This window comes from Vibrio sp. T9, from assembly GCF_003123985.1.
GTDB lineage: Bacteria > Pseudomonadota > Gammaproteobacteria > Enterobacterales > Vibrionaceae > Vibrio > Vibrio diabolicus.
On sequence record NZ_NIGY01000058.1, the window covers coordinates 1 to 486 of the forward strand.

At 67.3% G+C, this 486-nt stretch carries 1 pseudogene; it reads left to right on the forward strand.

Annotated features, from left to right (window positions below):
- Positions 1-486: pseudogene (locus CBX98_RS25400) on the forward strand (phosphoglucomutase, alpha-D-glucose phosphate-specific); the annotation flags it as partial.

Genomic DNA, 486 nt, shown 5'->3' on the forward strand with positions numbered 1-486 from the left:
GCGCATGGATCCATCGTCCTCGTACGCCATGCAGCGGCTGATCGGTCTGAAAGACAAGTTCGACGTCGCCTTTGCCTGCGACACCGACCACGACCGTCACGGCGTCGTTGCGCCCAGCGCCGGACTCATGCCGGCGAATAACTACCTGGCCACGGCGGCCTGGTACCTGTTCCAGAATCGCCCGGGCTGGCGCGAGGACGCCGCCGTGGGCAAGACCGCCGTGAGCACGGGCCTGCTCGACCGCATCGCGAAGCACCTCGGCCGGCCCTTGCTCGAGGTGCCCGTGGGCTTCAAGTACTTCGTCTCGGGGCTTTACGACGGCAGCCTGGGTTTCGGCTGCGAGGAGAGCGCCGGTGCCTCGTTCCTGACCCGGAACGCCGCTGCCTGGTCGACCGACAAGGACGGCCTCGCTGCAGCACTTCTGGCCGGCGAGATCACCGCGAAACTCGGCCGCGACCCCGGCCTGATCTATCGCGAAATCACCGA